The following is a 15,885-nucleotide window of genomic DNA, read 5'->3' as shown; positions in this document are numbered from 1 at the left end:
CGGGGACCCAGGTTTGAGCCATCTGACGGACGGCGGCCTTCTTCGCGAAACCCAGGATGCGGCGTTTGTCGCCAAAGCACTGGGTCCCCGCCTCCGCGGGGATGAGCGGGAGGAGGCGGGTCATATCCTCACCTCCACGCCTTGCGTGTCCAGGTAACGCTTGAGATCGGGAATCGCGATCGCGCCCGAGTGAAACACGCTGGCGGCCAGCGCCCCCGACACGTCGGCGTCAAGAAACACGTCGCGGAAATGCTCGACCGCCCCGGCCCCGCCGGACGCCACCAGCGGAATGCTCAGCCGCCGCCGCGCCTCGGCCAGTTGTTCAAGGTCATAGCCGCGCCGCACCCCGTCCTGATCGATGCAGTTCAGCACGATCTCCCCGGCGCCCAGGCCTTGCGCCTCGACGATCCAGTCCATGGTCAGCTTGCCGGCGCCGCGCCGGGCGTTGGGATCGCCGGTGTATTTGTGGACGCGCCATTCGCCGTCCTGAAAGGCGCTGTCGACGCCGACGACGACGCATTGTCGCCCCAGCCTCTGCGCCATCTCGCCGATCAGCTCAGGCCGTTCCAGGGCGGGCGAGTTGATCGACACCTTGTCCGCCCCGTGATCCAGACAGCGCGCCGCCTGCTCCACCGTGCGGATGCCGCCGGCGACGCAGAAGGGGATGTCCAGCAGCCGGGCGATATCCTGCACCCAGCCATAGTCCAGCGTCCGCCCCTCGGGGCTGGCCGTGATGTCGTAAAAGACCAGTTCGTCGGCGCCCTGATCGCGATAGCGCGCGGCCAGTTCGGCGGCGTCGCCCATGTCCACGTGGCCCTCGAACCGCACGCCCTTGACCACCCGCCCGACCTTGACGTCGAGGCAGGGGATGATGCGCCTAGCGGTCATTGGCCGAAACCGGGGCCATGTTCACGGCCTCGATGGCCTCAGCCACGGTGAAGCGACCGGCATAGATAGCGCGGCCGGTAATGGCCCCGGCGCAGCCGATGGTCTTGGCGGTGGTCAGGTCCTCCAGACTGGCGATCCCGCCCGAGGCCTGGATCTCCAGCTCGGGGCGACGCGCGATGGCCTCGGACAGAAGCGCCCGGTTCAGACCCGTCAGGGCGCCGTCGCGCTCGACGTCCGTGATCAGGATATGGCGCAGCATCCCGACCGGATAGCGATCCAGCACGCTCCACAGATCCACGCCCGACGACTGGGTCCAGCCCTTCAGGGCGGGCACGGGCAGGCCGTTCTCGTTTCTCACGTCCAGGGCCAGGGCGATGGCCTTGGGGCCGAACTGCTCCAGCCATTTCAGCACCTGATCCGTGTCGGTGACGGCCAGAGAGCCGATGACGACGCGGCTGATCCCGGCCCCCAGCAGGTGTTCGATATCCTTTTCCGAGCGCACGCCGCCGCCGGACTGGACCTTGATGTCCACCGCCCGCGCCATGTCGCCGATCAGCGCATACTGGCGCGCCTCGCCCGCCTTGGCCCCGTCCAGGTCGATGACGTGGATCCACTCGGCCCCCTCGGCGGTGAAGGCCGCCATCCGGTTGGCGGGATGGGCGTCGTAGCGGGTCACGTGATTGAAATCGCCGTGCAACAGGCGAACCGCATGGCCGTCGATCAGGTCAATGGCGGGATAGATGATCACGCGGGCAACTCCAGGAAGTTCTTCAAGATACGCGCACCGGCCTTGGCCGACCGTTCCGGGTGGAACTGACAGCCCCAGCGGTTGGCGCTGTTGACCATGGCCGGGACCGCGATGCCGTAGTCGGCGGCGGCGATGGTCGCCGGGCCGTCAGTGCAGACGAAACCGTGGACGAAATAGGCCCAGTCGCCGTCTTTGATCCCCTCCAGAAGGGGATCGGGACGGCGGATGTTTAGTCTGCTCCAGCCCATGTGCGGCGAGGGCCGCGACGGCGCGGGCGCAATGGCCTCGACCCGGCCGGGGATCAGGCCCAGCAGGTCGACGCCGCCATCTTCGGCGCTGGTCTCGAACAGCAGTTGCTGGCCCAGACAGACGCCCAGCAAGGGCCGCTTGAACCGCCTTAGCGGCTCCACCAGACCCAGCGCATTCAGCCGCTGCATGGCGTAGCCCGCCGCCCCGACGCCAGGCAGGATGACCCGCTCGGCCTCCTCCAGATCGGCAGGGTCGGCGGTGATCCGCACCCGCGCCCCCAGCCGCTCCAGCGCGAACCGCACCGAGGCCACATTGCCCGAGCCGTAACCGATCAGGGTGACTTCGGTCATGAGCCGGTTCCGATCCTCCCCTGTCGCGCAGCGACGGGGGAGGGGGACCATGCGCAGCATGGTGGAGGGGGCGAAATCTGGACGCAGCGTGTGGGATTCGCCCCCTCCACCGCTGCGCGGTCCCCCTCCCCCGCTCCGCAGGGGAGGATTGAGAATGCGTGACTCATCACAACACCCCCTTGGTGCTCGGCACGACATCGCCCTCGACGCGGATGGCCTGGCGCAGCGCCCGACCCAGGGCCTTGAACACGGCCTCGGTCTTGTGGTGGTCGTCGTCGCCGGTGACCGTGACGTGGATGGCCGCGCCCAGGTTCTCGGCCAAGGACCGGATGACGTGGGCCGTCAGGTCGGTGCGGTAGTCGCCGATGAAGGGGGTGGCAAACGTCCCCTCGAACACCGGATAGGGCCGCCCCGACAGGTCGATGGAGACCGCGGCATTGGCCTCGTCCATCGGCAGGACGAAGCCATAGCGTTGAATGCCCTTCCGTTCGCCCAGCGCCTGTTTCAGCGCCTGCCCCAGGGCAATCGCGCTGTCCTCGATGGTGTGGTGCGGGTCGGTGTGCAGGTCGCCCTCGCACGACAGTCGGATCGAAAACCCGCCGTGCGCCGCCACCTGTTCGATCATGTGGTCGAAGAAGCCGACGCCCGTGTGGATCGTCACCGGCCCGGCGCTGTCCAGATCGACGGCGCAGACGATGCGCGTCTCCTTCGTATCGCGCACGGCCTGTCCGACGCGAGTGCGGCGGACCTTGGCGTCGGCGGCGCCGAGGGCGACCAGCAGCCGGTCGTTGACCTCGAGCTTCAGCGACACCGGCAGGCGCACGCGATCCCCGGCCTCATCGGCGGTCAGGCCGAACCGGCGAAGGCTCTCGACCACGGCCGCCGGATCAGACGGCCGGGCGATGATCACCGGCCCGACGCCGGCCTCCAGCGGCATCAGCCGCGACAGGGCCTCGGCGACGCGCGCGCGCTCGCGGCGCACGCCGTCGATGCGTTCGGCGGTCTCGATCATCCGCGACGGGTCCAGGGCCTGCAGCGCCAGCCGCACCGAGACCTCGGGCAGGGCGTAGGGCTCCAGCACGCTCGCCAGCCGCGCCAGCGTCTGGCCTTGCGCCACCGCCGCCCCGACCCTCGCCCCGGCCAGGCCATAGGCCAGCGACAGGCTGCGCAGCACGATCAGGTTAGCGTGGTCCTTCACGACCGTCGCGGCGGATGGCGTCTCGGCGAACTCCGCCAGACCCTCGTCCACCACCAGCAGGGCCGGAGCGACGCGCTTGGCCATTTCGGCCACGGCTTCGGGCGAGCCCAGGGCGCGGATGACGACGGCGGTGATCTCGGCGCCTTCAGCCGGGCGGGCGTAGAGCGCCGCCAGACCCCGATAGGGCTCAGCCTCCGGCGCCTGCACCGCCTGTCCCTCGCGCGCGGCCAGACGCCAGACCAGCTCCAGCCCGTGCGTCAGGCCGCGCACCGGCAGCACCTGATCGGCGGCGACGCCATAGAGGTCGGCCAGTCGCGCGGCGAGCGCCGTCGGCTCGGCCGGATAGCGGTCCAGACCTTCGCCGCCGGACACCAGCGGCGGATAGGGGGCGGGCAAACTCATGACCCTTCTCCCCTCGTGGGAGAAGATGGGCGCCGGAGGCGCTCGGATGAGGGGGAGGGTTCAGCAGGCAGGACGGTTGATGACGAGGGTGAAGCCAACGTCCCCCTCATCCGGCCTGCCCCGCAGGCCACCTTCTCCCAGGAGGGGAGAAGGAAGAGATTCTTGCTCATCCTTCCGTCCTCAGATCCGCCGCCCGCGCGTGGGCCTCCAGCCCCTCCAGCCGCGCCAGACGGGCGGCGACGGGGGCCAGGGCGGCGGCGCCGGCTTGCGTCACCATCTGCACCGACATGGTGGTCATGAAGCTGGCGGTCGTGATGCCGCCCAGCGTCCGCGCCCCGCCGTCGGTGGGCAGGACGTGGCTGGGGCCAGCGGCGTAGTCGCCCAGCGTCTCGGCCGCCCACTGGCCGACGAAGACGGCTCCGGCGGCGGTGATCCGGTCCACCAGCCGTTCGGCCTCCTCGGCCTGGATCGACAGGTGCTCGGGACCATAGAGGTTGGCGACCGCACAGGCCTCGGCCATGTCGGCCACGCGGATGGCGCGGGCCTGCTCCAGCGAGGCGCGGGCGATGGCCGCGCGGGGCAGGGTCTCCACCTGACGCTCCACCTCGGCGACGATCTCGGTCAGAGCGGTGCCGCTGTCGGAGACGAGAAGAACCTGGGCGTCGGCGTCGTGCTCGGCCTGACTGAGCAGGTCGGCGGCGACGATCTCGAAATCGGCGTCGCGGTCGGCGATGACCAGCAGTTCCGACGGGCCCGCCGGCATGTCCTGCGCCGGGCCGTTCGGCAGGCTGGACGCATAACGCTTGGCCTCGGCCACATAGGCGTTGCCGGGGCCGAACAGCTTGTCGACCGGGGCGATGACGCCCTCGTCCAGTTCAGCGCCGAAGGTCAGGGCCGCGATCGCCTGGGCGCCGCCCAGCAGCCACAGCTCGTCCAGCCCCGCTTCTGCGGCGGCGACGATCATGGCCGGGTGAACCGAGCCGTCCTTCGACGGCGGCGTCACGGCGACGCGCCGCCCGACCCCGGCCACGCCCGCCGGAATGGCCAGCATCAGCAGGGATGAAAACAGAGGCGCCGTGCCGCCGGGCACATAGAGACCCGCCGAACCGATGGCCCGCCAGACCAGCTTGGACTTCACGCCCGGCGTGGTCTCGATGAAGGCGGTGTCCTCGGGCCGCGTCGCCGCGTGGAAGACGCGCACATTGTCGGCGGCGACGCGCAGGGCGCGGGCGGCGGCGGGCGGAAGGTCGGCGCGGGCTTCAGCGGCGGCCTTCTCGGTGATGGCCACCCGGCGCGGCGCGGCGCCATCCAGCTTGATCGCCCAGTCGGTCACGGCCTGACCGCCGCGCGCCTGCACGTCGTCGAAGATCTCGCGTACCACGCCGGTGACGAAACCCTCGGTGCGTTGCTGCGGGCGGGCCAAAGCCGCCTGACGCTCGCCTGCGTCCAGCTTGTTCCAGTCGATCCGCTTCATCACATCATCTTCTCGATCGGCAGGACCAGGATGGCCGAGGCCCCCGCCGCCTTCAGCTTCTCCAGCGTCTCCCAGAAGACGGCTTCCTGACAGACGGCGTGGACGGCCACGGCGTCGTCGCGGCCCGACAGGGGCATGACGGTCGGCGAGCCGGCGCCGGGCAGGATGGCGGTGATCTGATCCAGCGCCGAGCGCGGCGCGTTCAGCATGACGTACTTGGCCCCTTGCGAGGACACCACGCCGGCCATCCGCTCGATGATGCTGTCCAGCAGGTGTTGCAAGCCCGCCTCGGGCGCGGTCGGCGCCTTGATCAGCACCGCCTGGCTGTCCAGCACGGTCTCCTTGGCCATCAGGCCGTTGGCCTCCAGCGTCGCGCCGGTCGAGACCAGATCACAGATGGCCGAGGCCAGCTTCAGCCGCGGGGCCACCTCGACCGCGCCGCGCATGGTGACGATGTCGGCGCCGACGCCGTTCTCATCCAGAAACCGGCGCAGGATCTTGGGATAGGAGGTGGCGATGCGCAGCCCCTCCAGCGACGACGGACCGGCGTAGTCCAACGTCGGCGGCACGGCGATCTTCAGCGTGCAGCGGCCAAAGCCCAGGGGCATGACCACCTCGGCGTTCGGGCCGCCGTTCCGGACCTCTTCCAGCACGTTCTCGCCGACGATGCCGAGGTCGCAGACCCCGTCCGCCACGAAGGTCGGGATGTCGTCGTCGCGCACCCGCAGCAGGTCGATCGGATAGTTTTCGATCCGGTACAGCAGGTCGTTGTTGCCCTTGACCACCCGCAGGCCCGCGTCGCGGACCAGGTCGAGGCTGCGTTCGGCCAGACGGCCGGATTTCTGGACGGCGATGCGAAGCCGCCCTTGCACGGTGCTCATGATCTCAACTCAGGCTTTCAGTCTGTCCAGCACCAGGCGATAGCCCTGGTGCGGCATGTCCTTCAGGGAACGCGCGACGCGCACCACGGTGGTCGGGCTGGCCGAGGCCTCCACCGCGATCTCGCGATAGGTCTTGTCCCCCCCGTCCAGCAGCCGCGCCACCTGCCACCGCTCGGCGAAGGCGCGCAGTTCGGCGGGGGTGCACAGATCGGACAGAAAGGCGTCGGCCTCGGCCCGCGTCTGCAGCGAAAGCAGGGCGTCCAGCAGGGCGGTCTTGGCGGCGTCGGTGCTCATGGCGTGTTCCATTATGCTGTAACAATGAAACGGTCAAGCGCTGTCGCGGCAAACTGTCGTAACCACCTAAAATCTGCTCATTCCAAGCTAAGCTCTGCGCAGCCTGATCGGTTGAAGGCCAACTCGAGAAAGGTGCATCCGAGCTCAGCCACCGCCGAGATGCCAGGCTGCGAATGGCTGACCCGTTGCGGCGGTTCGAAGCGTCCGCTTCGAGGCTGGCCCAATCTGCGCATATGAATTGATGAGAACCATCGTCGGAGGCCGCAGTTGGCGACTATCTACTTTAGCTTGTGGCAAAGTGGCCTGCGTCTATTGTGAAGCAATGCGCATGCATTTTACCGCTGGCTCTGTTGAGACAGATCAGCGCGGCGAAGCCCATAGGATCAGATTGAGCATGTCGAAGTACAGTCGTCGCGCAATGCGGACAACCGTCCTGGCGATGCTTCTGGCCGCTCTCGCCGCTGAGCCCGCCTTGTCGCAGGGACGGTCCGCCAGCTCGGCCGTCGATCTCGCGCGGGCCGCTGGCAGTCTTCAACCGGGAGAGTGGGTCTGGGCGCCGGAGATCGCTCCCTCCGGGCCTGTCCTGATCTATGTGAACCTGTCCGACCAGCGCGCTACAGTGTATCGCAACGGCGTACGGATCGGGGTAAGCACCATTTCGTCAGGAAAGCCTGGACACGAAACACCTACGGGCGTCTTCACGATCCTGCAGAAAGACGCCCGGCACCATTCGACGACCTATAACAACGCGCCGATGTTCTACATGGAGCGCCTGACCTGGGACGGCGTGGCGCTGCATGCTGGCGGGTTGCCAGGCTTTCCTGAAAGCCATGGTTGCGTGCACCTGCCGCTGCAATTCGCCCGACTGCTCTACGGCGCGACCGACTTCAGCGTGACGGTCGTGATCGCGGGCGACGCGGCGCGACATGTGGGTGCGGTTCCGGCCGGGGTCGTCGCGCCGTTCGCGGCGGGCGGACGACCGGTCGAGCCGCTGCCGCTCAACGTCCCGTGGCGCTGGACCCCGGAGCAGGCCGCGGACGGGCCGACGACAGTCATCGTCTCCAAGGTTGATCAGATCGCTGTGGTTCTGCGCAACGGCATAGAGATCGGCCGCAGCGCCATCGCCCTGGACGATTATGATGGAGAAGTGCACGTCCTGACCCTCTCGGCGAGCGCAGACGGCGCCCAGCGTTGGCTCTATGCGGGCTTGCCTGGGCGAGAGGCCGAGGCGGGCGCAGAGCTCAGTGCGGCCATGCTCGGCCGCCTGCGCGCGCCGCACCCCTTCTATGTTCAGGTTCGCGATAGCCTGAAGCCGGGCGACACAGTCGTGATCACCCCGGCGCCGATCGGGGCGGGATCGGTCGGCCGCGCCCTGACGGTCATGGACGCCCTCGATGAACCGACCGTGGCCCCGTAGAAAAGGCGGCGCGGATCCATGCCGCCGTTATCTTCAGCAACCCGCGCTGACGTCCAGGGTGGTTGGCGCGTTCGCCGCGGCGGCAGTCGGATGCAATCTTCATCCATTGTTTTCAGCCTGGCCTTGCTCTCGCCGCTGGCATTCGCAGATCAAAGCGCGCCATTGGATGTCCGCGACTTGGTCTGCGCGCGAGGACTAGGTGGGCGACCACAGGCGCTGATCCCACGCGGCGCCGGATTATGTGTCTGTGCCGATCGGCAGATGCCCGCCGGCGAAGGACATAAGGAACAGCGACCAGTCATTGGCCACGTGCGCGGTCACGGAAACCCAGAGATTGCGGGTTAGGACATAGGCCAGCGTCAGAACAAGGCGGGCCGTCCCGATGGTCCCGAGGCACTGCACCACGTTCCAGCCGTAGGTCGGCAGGTGCAGGGCTGCGAACAGAAGGGTGGACGCGATCACGGCGATCACGAGCGCTCGTCGCCGCGAGAGCCCAAACCGGGAGACGCAGAGCCACAGCACGGCCAGCAGCGGCAGGATGGTGATCAGTTCCTCGCCGATCAGTTGGATGAAGGTGCGCGGCAGGAAGAGGAGAAGCTCGGCCGTGCCTGCCGTCGCGAGGTCAGCCACTGAGTTGTTCGGCGCCAGTTCCATGACGCGTGTCATCAGCAGGCCGACGATCATCGAGCTGACGATGGTCAGCAGCGCAAAACCAAGTCCGGTGAACAGCCCCTTGAATCCCATCGGCCGAAAGACAGCGGGCGCGCGCCAACCCGTCACCGCCATCAGCGCCAGAAGCGGCAGGCCGGTGAACAGCAGGGCCGGAATGAAGTTGAGGGGTAAGGTCTTCAGCGGCAGCAGTTCCAACTGAGCGAAGGCGACCCCCAGGGCGAGCATGATGACCAGCCAGCCGCGCCCGCTGATCTCGACCGGATCGCCCGCGTAATAGGGGAAGTCGCGCTTGGCGGCCCCTCGCCGCCCGGCGTGGTCGCCCGTAGAAGCCGCCGTGTTCATTTCAGCCGTCCGCTCAGGGTCTCAGGGGAATCGATGGTCCGCTCCCATTTGAGGGACTTGATCTCCCAGGCAGGATCAAGGGCCTTCAGGTCGCGCAACAATCCGGGCAGGTGGCCGGCGCCATAGGTAACATAGATCTTGTTCGCGGGGCTCTGAGCGATCCGCGCCGCCAGTTCGCGATTGCGATAGTCGAGCACGACCTTGTTGATCGGATCGCTTTCGTCGTCGTTGACGGTGACGATGTTGAGGACGCCACGGCACGCCGTTCCAATGAGAACCTGCTGGCCCGGCGTGGCGCGGTCCAGCCATGCCAGGGCCTTGGCTATATTGGAGCCCGTCGCCTCGTCCTTCTTCACCTCCGCCGAGCGGGCGTAGGCGGCGAACGCGGGGTCCGTGCGGACAAGACGTTCGTACTCGCGCTTCATGTCGGCGGTCGTGACGTCGGCCGTCACATGCCGTTCGGGGTGCGCCGCCTTGTCCACGTCCAGCAGGGTGAAATAGTTCAGTTGGAAGTCGAGGCCGCAGGCCTTGCCCAGGGCGGTGTAGTTGGCGGACAGATCGCCGCCGCCCGCCAGGGTCTGACTGAACCAGGCGTCAGCGCTCGGATCCGGCTGTACGCCTTCATAGAACAGGACATAGCCCTCGGTCAGGGCCCGTTCCAGATCATAGACCACGCCCTTGTAGAAGCTCTCCGTGCCGATGTGCATCATGCCCTGGAAGACCACGGTCTTCTTGCCGTTCGACAGGGTGGCCAAGGGCACGGTCACGGGGCGCAGCGCTGCATTGAAGGCCAGAAAATAGATCGGCGCCGCCGCCAGGATCGACAGCAGGGCGAAGGTCGCCAGCGCCGTCTTCAACAGAGAGGCCCGCCACGGCTGGCTCCGCTGTCGAGAAAACAGTCGTCGCAGACTCCAGGCGACAGGAAGGGCCAAAACCCCTGCAAGAACCGCCAGGCCCAGCACCGCCCACCCGCCCACATCGAACAGGATCGGCAGGCTCAGCAGCATCCCGACCAGGAGCAGGAACCACAGGATCGCAGATAGTCTGATCAGCCAGACCTCGGTCGAACCCTTCATCCCTGCTCTCCTGAACGCCGCCAGCCGATCTGCGTAGGTGATGCCACGGCTTGCCGTTCAAGGATGAGCTGCACCCGTTCGGCGAACAGTAGCGCCCAACTGGGGATCAGCGTCAACCGCCCCCGGATCGCTTTGCAGGGACTCGCCTTTGTCGGCGGGCTTGCGATTGTGCAACGGTTCAGGCTCTGCAACTGTGGCCGCTCGAGACCATCGAGCGGCGACAGGCGAGGCGATCTTGGACTTCATGAAGCTTTTGAAAAGCTTCGAGGATTTCATCTTCGAAGCGGCCAGTTGGCTGATCTTCTATCCGCTGACGCTGGGGCGTATCATGCTGCACCCGCTGAAGACGATGGAGTATTCCGACCGGGAGCAGACCGAAGACACCGATCATCGCTACGACGACGCCCTGAGCCCGCCCTTGCTGCTGATGGTGACCATCCTTCTGTCGAACCTGATCTCGGCGGCGGCGCACATCGCGCCGCCGGACGCGACCACGGCGATGTTGCAGACGATCACCGCGACGCAGCAGAATTTGACGCTGTTCCGCACCCTGCTGTTCAGCCTGATCCCCCTGATCGCGGCGTCCAGCCTTGTGCGCCGCCAGGGGAAGAAACTCAGCCGTCAGACCCTGAGGCCTCCGTTTTACGCCCAGTGCTATCTTGCCGCCTTCTGCGCCGCCTTCGTCGCGGTCGGGGATGTCTTCCTGCGGCGTCCTGAACTGAGCAACGCCGTGGGTGCGACCATCATTTGCGGCGGGGTGCTCTGGTTCCTGGCGGTTCAGTCGACCTGGTTCTCAAGGAAGCTCAACATCCCTCGGATCAAGGCGGCTGCCATCGCGGTCTGGGCCACGCTCCGGGCCATCATCTATATGCTGCTGGTCGTCATTCCGATCGCCTATGTTTGACGGGCTACCGGCCGCTGGCTGACCCTGTTCGGCATGAGGGGGCGTGATGGGCGTGCGGCGGAGACTCCTGCGGGGGCGCGAAATCCCCAGCGTAAATTCAGCCATAATGGTGTCAGGATCGGGGAACCGAGCGTCGCACTACGCCCTTTTCTGTGTCAGTCTGAATCGCTGATATTTTAAACGGCGGTCATCGACCTTGATCGGCGGCCGCCTGGAACGAGGACCGCCATGACGTCTCGCCTGATCAAGGTTGCCTTGGCTTTCACATTGGCGGCGACGCCTGTTCTGGCGCAAACGCCGTCGCGATTAAGCGATCTGGTCGGCGCGCGCGCGGGCCAATCCGAGGGCGAGTTGCAGCGACGCGGTTACCAGGCGACCGATCGCAGCGAGGTCGTAGGCGACGGTCGCATGACCTACTGGCGGCGCGGCGACGACTGCGTGTCGATCATGACCCGCAACGGGCGCTACGAGTCGATCAACCAGGCCGGGCGCGATGAATGCGGCGGGCGTTCCTCGTCGTCCAATACCGGTGCGATCGTGGCCGGGGTTGCGCTCGTGGGTCTGGCGGCGGCCCTGGCGGCGCACAACAATCATCACAACGACGGCGACGACAATCACGACCGCGAGTATCAGCGCGGCTATCAGGCGGCCCTTTACGGTTCGCCCTATGATGATCGCCATGAAACCGAGGGATACCACGAAGGCTATCTGGCGGGAGAAGCGGAATCCACCAACCGCCGCCATTCGAACAGCCGCTGGGTCCGCGGCGTGCCGGACGCCGCTCAGGAAGCCTGTTCGCGTCGCGCCGACAGCTACATGAGCCGCCCGCCGGGTTCGAGCGTGCCGATCAGCATGCGCGAGCTGGGCCGCAACGAATACTCCCTTACCATGGCGACCGGCAGCTACCGGTCGATCTGCCGCGTCAGCGGGTCTGGCGAAGTGCTCTATCTTGAGCCTGCCACCTGAGAGACAAGGCTTTATCTGAGTCTAGGAAACGTGACCTCCTGACCAAGGCGTTGCACTGCCGACGCGCATTGTGGATGTCGCGATTCCGAAGCATCTCGTGTGCCTTGCAATCGCGCAGAGCGGATCACAGGAACCTGATGGCTCTCTCCCGCTTGAGGTCTGCATGAAGAGAGCCATCGTCACGGGAGCCGCGGGCCTGATCGGTCGGGGAATTTGCCGAGCCCTGATCGATGACGGCTGGACCGTCGTCGCCTTCGACCTGAAACCGGGGCCGGATCAAACCCGGTCCGTGATCTGCGACGTGGGCGACGAGGCTTCGGTCCAGGCCGCTTTTGCTGAACTGGGGTGGGACGGGCTGGATCTGTTGGTGAACAATGCGGGCGTCGCCCGGCCGGATCGTGGCCCGATGTCCGAGCTGTCGTTGGCCGAATGGCGCGAGGTCACCGACAGCCACCTGACCGGGACCTTCCTGATGAGCCGGTCAGCCATTCCGATGTTCGGCGACGAGGGCGTCATCATCAATATGGTTTCGACAAGGGCCTACATGTCCGAGCCGAACACCGAGGCCTACGCCGCCTCCAAGGGGGCCCTGGTCGCTCTGACGCACGCCATGGCCATCAGCCTGGGGCCAAAGGTGCGCGTCAACGCTATCGCGCCGGGCTGGATCTCTGACGACCAGGATCTCCGGTCGATCGATCACACGCAGCATCCGGTCGGCCGGGTCGGCCGCCCGGAAGACGTCGCGGGCGCCGTTGTCTATCTGGCCGGAGCCAGCTTCGTCACAGGCCAGGTCCTGACTCTCGACGGCGGAATGACGCGCAAGATGATCTACGCTGAATAGCCTAGTTCTCTTTTGCATCCTTTCAGATTTCGAGACCCAACCTGGACGAGGGTTGGTGAGGGGTCTGAAGGGGAGGGCGTGTGGTGGTCAAGCCGCCGGTGAATGTCAGGTTTCCGACGATCAATGCATGACCGCTCATGGCGCACACCCGCCCTAAGTTGCCTCATGGAGACAACAAAGGTGAGGTCAGCGGCAGGCTTGGCACGTCACCATAAGCTGCAGAGACGGGCGCCGCATTTCTGGTCGCGAGCCAATAGGTTGTCTCTGCGTCCAGTCCGATGTCCGCGAGCGCTATTGGACGCGCTCGACCGTCAGACCCCGGTCTTCCAGCATTCTCTGGACGCTATCCTCGCCGGCGAGGTGAAGGGCGCCCACGGCGATGAAGGCTGTTCCCGTGTCGTCCAGAATCAACGAGATGCGATCGACCCATGCCCGGTTCCGCTCGACCAGCAGCGCCTGATAAACCCGCTCCCCGACCTCACGCATTGGGCGCAAGCCGATCTGTTCAATCGCGACGACATCACCGGCAAGCCACGCCTCGACCAGACGTTCAAGTTGGGCCGCTCCGTCGTCAAAATCGTCCAGCGACCGCAGCAGATAAGCCAACTGTCCTTCCTCGGGGAATCCGGCCAGCAGGCGGACCTGCTGGTCCAACGTCTCCAGACCTGCGATCGTCATCCCCGCCGCCAGGGCGTCGGCTCTGAGAACCGGATCAATGCCCGAGGCGGGATCATAGCCGGCCCGACGAAGCGGCGCGGCGGCGAGAGAGAGCGAAGCCAGCCAGGGACGCATGGGATCGAGTTGCGCCGCCCTGAGCCCCAGGGACTGCGCCGCAGCGTCGAGGCGGGCCAGGTCCTCAGCGGACAGGAGAACGGAAAGCGGTCGGTCCGGTGAGAGGCCATGCTCTCGTATCAGCGGCAGAACTGCCGCCTGATCCTCCGGGTTATCGACTTCGAGGATCAGTTGGTCCGCGCCCTTGAAGGCGTCGTCGAAGCGACGCGAGCGCCATTCAGTTCCAGGCTTCATCACGTGGATCGTGCCGAACAGAAAGACAGTGGAATCCCGGTCGCGCACCGCCCAGATCGCGGGTTCGGCAAAAGCCGCTCCGCTGAAAAGCAGGACGAGGCCGCCGACAACCGCAGGCAGAGCCGCGCGCAACGTTTGGCGAACTGAGGTGGGGGACATTAGAGGCTCCGGAAAAAGGCATGATGAGGCGTCGTCGCGGTGAGACGCCGGACGGACAGGCCGAAACTTGAAGATGTCGGTTCAGCGGCGGACGGGCAGGTGCCTGCGTCCGGTAAAGACGGCTGTCAGCCTGCGAGGTCGGCGCTTCGCGATCGGCACGCGTTCCAGGCGCAGAGAACGGTGACGGTCAGGCCGGTCGCTACGACCGCTATCGAGACAGGGGCCGCGAGGGCGACGGGCGCAAAGACCCAGACCCCCGCGTAGATCAGCCCGGCAATCGTGAGGGACCAGCCCGCGATGCGGCGAGCCGCCTGAGCCCGGCCTTCAGCCTCAAACGAGGCACGTGGCCGGCCGATCTGCTTAGGTGCTCCGTTTGCAAAGACGACCAGGGTCACGCCGATCGCTATCTGGATCAGCCGTGACGCCATGTCCGCGTCGATCACCTCAAGATGCGCCCCCAGCTTGCCGAGTGCGGCGAGGCTGATCAGGACGGTCGCGCCGGTAACGGACGCGGCGGTGCGGTTGAACGTCATTTCTGATCCTCCTTCGACGACGGGAGCTTGAAGCCGAACACTTGGGCAAAGCCCAGAAGCGCGTCTTCCAGCACCGTCAATTTGAGACGGTAGGTAACGGTCGTGCCGCGCCGTTCGGCGTCGACCAGGTCCGCTTCCTTGAGCACGTTGAAGTGTGCGGACATGGTGGGCCGCGAAACGGGAAACTGCGCGCTCAGTTCGCCCGCGGTCATCGGCCGCTCGCGCAAAAGCTCGAGCACCTTGCGCCGCGTCGGATCGGACAGAGCCTTGAAAACCGAGTTCATAAGTTTGTGTTTAGCTAAACATCTAAACAAGAGTCAAGACCTACCTCTGATTCAGGAACATCGCCCGGCTCAGGGGGCTACTGATGAGGCTCAAAGCCGCGACGGGCTACCAGCCGGCCGCCTGGAAGCGGAGATCTGAACCATTGGCTAGGGTCAGGTGGGCGTCGTTATCTGCTGCGCTCCCGCAGCTATGAGTCGCAAATGATCATGACCACGAGGGCATGACGCGGCACTTACGATGGCCGAGCGCTGGAGCTGAAAGTCGTCCTTGCGGCGCTCAGTGAATGTCCGGTTCTGGCGCATTTGCGATGGCGACCACACCAGACGCGAAGCGGCCGTTAGAACCAGCCGGCCTCTCTCAATTTGGCGCTATAGGTCCGGCTGACCGGTGCGCTAAGGCCGCCGAGAAGTCTTAGATCGCCGCCGCCGCGCCGCCAGCGCACCGCCTCGACCGCATCGGCCGCGACCCACCAGGAGCGATGCACCCGCCACCCGTGCGCCTGCGTCAGGTCGTCCATTGCGTCCGAAAAACGAAGCGCGACAAGTTCCACGCCAGCGTCGGTGTGGACCTTCAGATAATGGTCGTGCGCCTCGACGGCGATCAGCTGTGCGTTGCGCCGTTTGGCGGAAAGCCGTCGCCGGAACGCCGCCTCGGCCTCGGGCAGCGGCGGGGCGACAATGGTCCGCGCCTCGATCCGCACGGGCATGCGCCGCCAGACCAGAGCCCGGACCGTCATGGCCGCGAGCATGATGGGCCATACCTGCCAGAGCAGTTGCAGATAGACCGGCCAGCGCAAGATCTCGCCGAAAAGGAAGCACTGAATGCTCAGAACGAACAGGGCCACGAGCGGCGTTGCGAGCGTCGAGATACACGACGGACAGGCGTCGGCCGAACCCTTCATCCACCACGATTGCGATCAAGCCGCCGCCCAGCATGCAGAGGATCCAATAGGCATAGCGGGTTCCGGCCGGGGCGCTGTCCGAGTCGAAGGGACCGAGGAAGCCCAGCAGGCCGCCCATGGCGACGAGCATGATTGTGTCGATCCCCCAGCGTCGCGCGGTCCCCGTCCCGATGATGGCTTTATCCTTGCGGCTCATGCAGCCCCGTTCGCGCACTCACGGCGCCGTTCGCGAAGTCCGGCCTAGCGAGCCCTCGCCCCACGGGCAATGGCGTTCGGCGA

General features: G+C 66.4%; 17 protein-coding genes. 4 read left to right on the top strand and 13 right to left on the bottom strand.

The window, feature by feature from the left end:
• Nucleotides 1-120 precede the first annotated feature (120 nt).
• From hisF to HNP51_RS01355, 7 genes are all read right to left on the bottom strand, one after another.
• Nucleotides 121-888 carry an imidazole glycerol phosphate synthase subunit HisF gene (gene hisF / locus HNP51_RS01385; RefSeq protein WP_184266189.1) on the bottom strand — a complete coding sequence of 256 codons (768 nt, stop codon included), beginning with the start codon at nucleotides 886-888 and terminating at the stop codon, nucleotides 121-123.
• Nucleotides 878-1,636, bottom strand: a complete 759-nt coding sequence (hisA, locus tag HNP51_RS01380; protein WP_184266186.1) for a 1-(5-phosphoribosyl)-5-[(5-phosphoribosylamino)methylideneamino]imidazole-4-carboxamide isomerase — start codon at nucleotides 1,634-1,636, stop codon at nucleotides 878-880. Before hisA ends, hisF begins: the two co-directional genes overlap by 11 nt.
• On the bottom strand, nucleotides 1,633-2,235 hold the full coding sequence (gene hisH / locus HNP51_RS01375; RefSeq protein ID WP_184266183.1) for an imidazole glycerol phosphate synthase subunit HisH: 603 nt from the start codon (nucleotides 2,233-2,235) through the stop codon (nucleotides 1,633-1,635). The genes hisA and hisH overlap by 4 nt, the downstream gene beginning before the upstream one ends.
• Before the next feature lie 166 nt (nucleotides 2,236-2,401).
• Entirely contained in the window at nucleotides 2,402-3,835 is a 1,434-nt protein-coding gene (gene hisB / locus HNP51_RS01370) for an imidazoleglycerol-phosphate dehydratase HisB (protein WP_184266180.1), read from the bottom strand.
• Nucleotides 3,836-4,001: 166 nt separating this feature from the next.
• Nucleotides 4,002-5,309 carry a histidinol dehydrogenase gene (gene hisD, locus HNP51_RS01365; protein WP_184266178.1) on the bottom strand — a complete coding sequence of 436 codons (1,308 nt, stop codon included), beginning with the start codon at nucleotides 5,307-5,309 and terminating at the stop codon, nucleotides 4,002-4,004.
• On the bottom strand, nucleotides 5,309-6,190 hold the full coding sequence (gene hisG / locus HNP51_RS01360) for an ATP phosphoribosyltransferase (protein WP_184266175.1): 882 nt from the start codon (nucleotides 6,188-6,190) through the stop codon (nucleotides 5,309-5,311). Before hisG ends, hisD begins: the two co-directional genes overlap by 1 nt.
• A 9-nt stretch (nucleotides 6,191-6,199) precedes the next feature.
• A complete protein-coding gene (locus tag HNP51_RS01355; protein WP_184266172.1) occupies nucleotides 6,200-6,496 on the bottom strand; it encodes a YerC/YecD family TrpR-related protein in 297 nt (98 codons plus the stop codon).
• A gap of 382 nt (nucleotides 6,497-6,878) precedes the next feature.
• Between HNP51_RS01355 and HNP51_RS01350 the strand changes: the two genes are divergently transcribed.
• A complete protein-coding gene (locus HNP51_RS01350; protein WP_221415690.1) occupies nucleotides 6,879-7,901 on the top strand; it encodes a L,D-transpeptidase family protein in 1,023 nt (340 codons plus the stop codon).
• A 237-nt stretch (nucleotides 7,902-8,138) separates the two neighbouring features.
• Here HNP51_RS01350 and HNP51_RS01345 read toward each other — a convergent pair whose 3' ends face one another.
• Nucleotides 8,139-8,915 (bottom strand): type II CAAX endopeptidase family protein, encoded by a 777-nt coding sequence (locus tag HNP51_RS01345; RefSeq protein WP_184266169.1) that lies wholly within the window; start codon nucleotides 8,913-8,915, stop codon nucleotides 8,139-8,141.
• Nucleotides 8,912-9,991, bottom strand: a complete 1,080-nt coding sequence (locus HNP51_RS01340; protein WP_184266166.1) for a hypothetical protein — start codon at nucleotides 9,989-9,991, stop codon at nucleotides 8,912-8,914. Before HNP51_RS01340 ends, HNP51_RS01345 begins: the two co-directional genes overlap by 4 nt.
• A gap of 244 nt (nucleotides 9,992-10,235) precedes the next feature.
• On the opposite strand from HNP51_RS01340, the gene HNP51_RS01335 reads away from it, so the two are divergent.
• From HNP51_RS01335 to HNP51_RS01325, 3 genes are all read left to right on the top strand, one after another.
• Nucleotides 10,236-10,895: a hypothetical protein gene (locus tag HNP51_RS01335; RefSeq protein ID WP_184266163.1), complete on the top strand. Its 660-nt coding sequence runs from the start codon at nucleotides 10,236-10,238 to the stop codon at nucleotides 10,893-10,895.
• Between the two features lie 228 nt (nucleotides 10,896-11,123).
• On the top strand, nucleotides 11,124-11,861 hold the full coding sequence (locus tag HNP51_RS01330; RefSeq protein ID WP_184266160.1) for a hypothetical protein: 738 nt from the start codon (nucleotides 11,124-11,126) through the stop codon (nucleotides 11,859-11,861).
• A gap of 163 nt (nucleotides 11,862-12,024) precedes the next feature.
• On the top strand, nucleotides 12,025-12,702 hold the full coding sequence (locus HNP51_RS01325; protein WP_184266157.1) for an SDR family oxidoreductase: 678 nt from the start codon (nucleotides 12,025-12,027) through the stop codon (nucleotides 12,700-12,702).
• A gap of 291 nt (nucleotides 12,703-12,993) precedes the next feature.
• Here HNP51_RS01325 and HNP51_RS01320 read toward each other — a convergent pair whose 3' ends face one another.
• From HNP51_RS01320 to HNP51_RS01305, 4 genes are all read right to left on the bottom strand, one after another.
• Complete coding sequence (locus HNP51_RS01320) at nucleotides 12,994-13,887, bottom strand: TraB/GumN family protein (protein ID WP_184266154.1); 894 nt, start codon at nucleotides 13,885-13,887, stop codon at nucleotides 12,994-12,996.
• Nucleotides 13,888-14,012: 125 nt separating this feature from the next.
• Nucleotides 14,013-14,420 (bottom strand): hypothetical protein, encoded by a 408-nt coding sequence (locus HNP51_RS01315; protein WP_184266151.1) that lies wholly within the window; start codon nucleotides 14,418-14,420, stop codon nucleotides 14,013-14,015.
• Nucleotides 14,417-14,704: an autorepressor SdpR family transcription factor gene (locus tag HNP51_RS01310; RefSeq protein WP_184266148.1), complete on the bottom strand. Its 288-nt coding sequence runs from the start codon at nucleotides 14,702-14,704 to the stop codon at nucleotides 14,417-14,419. The genes HNP51_RS01315 and HNP51_RS01310 overlap by 4 nt, the downstream gene beginning before the upstream one ends.
• Before the next feature lie 338 nt (nucleotides 14,705-15,042).
• Nucleotides 15,043-15,549: a LytTR family DNA-binding domain-containing protein gene (locus HNP51_RS01305; protein ID WP_311769883.1), complete on the bottom strand. Its 507-nt coding sequence runs from the start codon at nucleotides 15,547-15,549 to the stop codon at nucleotides 15,043-15,045.
• Between the last annotated feature and the right edge of the window lie 336 nt (nucleotides 15,550-15,885).

The organism is Brevundimonas bullata (genome assembly GCF_014207965.1).
Lineage (GTDB): Bacteria > Pseudomonadota > Alphaproteobacteria > Caulobacterales > Caulobacteraceae > Brevundimonas > Brevundimonas bullata_A.
Note: the sequence above shows the minus strand (reverse complement) of the source record. Positions and strands in the feature narration are given on the sequence as shown.

Coding starts and splice junctions, on each gene's coding strand:
- hisF (WP_184266189.1), bottom strand. CDS start 888: ATGACCGCTAGGCGCATCATCCCCTGCCTCGACGTCAAGGTCGGGCGG.
- hisH (WP_184266183.1), bottom strand. CDS start 2,235: ATGACCGAAGTCACCCTGATCGGTTACGGCTCGGGCAATGTGGCCTCG.
- hisB (WP_184266180.1), bottom strand. CDS start 3,835: ATGAGTTTGCCCGCCCCCTATCCGCCGCTGGTGTCCGGCGGCGAAGGT.
- hisD (WP_184266178.1), bottom strand. CDS start 5,309: ATGAAGCGGATCGACTGGAACAAGCTGGACGCAGGCGAGCGTCAGGCG.
- hisG (WP_184266175.1), bottom strand. CDS start 6,190: ATGAGCACCGTGCAAGGGCGGCTTCGCATCGCCGTCCAGAAATCCGGC.
- HNP51_RS01355 (WP_184266172.1), bottom strand. CDS start 6,496: ATGGAACACGCCATGAGCACCGACGCCGCCAAGACCGCCCTGCTGGAC.
- HNP51_RS01350 (WP_221415690.1), top strand. CDS start 6,879: ATGTCGAAGTACAGTCGTCGCGCAATGCGGACAACCGTCCTGGCGATG.
- HNP51_RS01345 (WP_184266169.1), bottom strand. CDS start 8,915: ATGAACACGGCGGCTTCTACGGGCGACCACGCCGGGCGGCGAGGGGCC.
- HNP51_RS01340 (WP_184266166.1), bottom strand. CDS start 9,991: ATGAAGGGTTCGACCGAGGTCTGGCTGATCAGACTATCTGCGATCCTG.
- HNP51_RS01335 (WP_184266163.1), top strand. CDS start 10,236: ATGAAGCTTTTGAAAAGCTTCGAGGATTTCATCTTCGAAGCGGCCAGT.
- HNP51_RS01330 (WP_184266160.1), top strand. CDS start 11,124: ATGACGTCTCGCCTGATCAAGGTTGCCTTGGCTTTCACATTGGCGGCG.
- HNP51_RS01325 (WP_184266157.1), top strand. CDS start 12,025: ATGAAGAGAGCCATCGTCACGGGAGCCGCGGGCCTGATCGGTCGGGGA.
- HNP51_RS01320 (WP_184266154.1), bottom strand. CDS start 13,887: ATGTCCCCCACCTCAGTTCGCCAAACGTTGCGCGCGGCTCTGCCTGCG.
- HNP51_RS01315 (WP_184266151.1), bottom strand. CDS start 14,420: ATGACGTTCAACCGCACCGCCGCGTCCGTTACCGGCGCGACCGTCCTG.
- HNP51_RS01310 (WP_184266148.1), bottom strand. CDS start 14,704: ATGAACTCGGTTTTCAAGGCTCTGTCCGATCCGACGCGGCGCAAGGTG.